This is a genomic window from Streptococcus sp. VTCC 12905, assembly GCF_049893385.1.
GTDB lineage: Bacteria > Bacillota > Bacilli > Lactobacillales > Streptococcaceae > Streptococcus > Streptococcus suis_AA.
On the sequence record NZ_JBMVJC010000083.1, the window covers coordinates 1 to 523 of the forward strand.

Annotated in this window: 1 pseudogene; it reads left to right on the top strand. The window is 30.0% G+C overall.

The annotated features are described in order from the left end of the window. Positions 1-438, top strand: a pseudogene (locus ACPC58_RS11720) (Fic family protein); the annotation flags it as partial. Positions 439-523: the final 85 nt, after the last annotated feature.

Below are 523 nucleotides of genomic sequence, written 5' to 3' on the forward strand. Positions count from 1 at the left end.
TCAATATCGAATTCTATTAATAAAAATCGAGAGAAGTATTATGATGCGTTACTAGAAGTTTCTAATCCGAGAAATCAGGGTGAGGTAACTCATCTCATCGAAGATCTATTGGAAATAATTCTTGAAGGACAGAATAATTCTTTGAATCAATTAAAAGAAGCAACTGCTAAGATGAATGTTTTAGATGATTATCTTAAGTCTGTAAAAGATATAAAGGGAAATGAAAAAAATGTGTTATATGGATATCTTCAAGACTATGTTTTTGCTAGTTATCAAAATTTGGAGGACTCTACTATTGCAAATTTTTTGGGTTTTTCGAGATACAAAATGAATCAATTACTGGATAAGTTGACTGATCTTGGGTACTTAATTAAAGTTAAGCAAAAACCTGCTATCCATAAATTATCAGACTCAGTTTTGGAAAAAATAAATTTGTAATCTATAGAAGTGAGTGCCTCTGATGTCTGAATTGAAGATATCAGAGGTTTTGTTTTCTAGCGCTATTGTAGACAATAGTAATTGA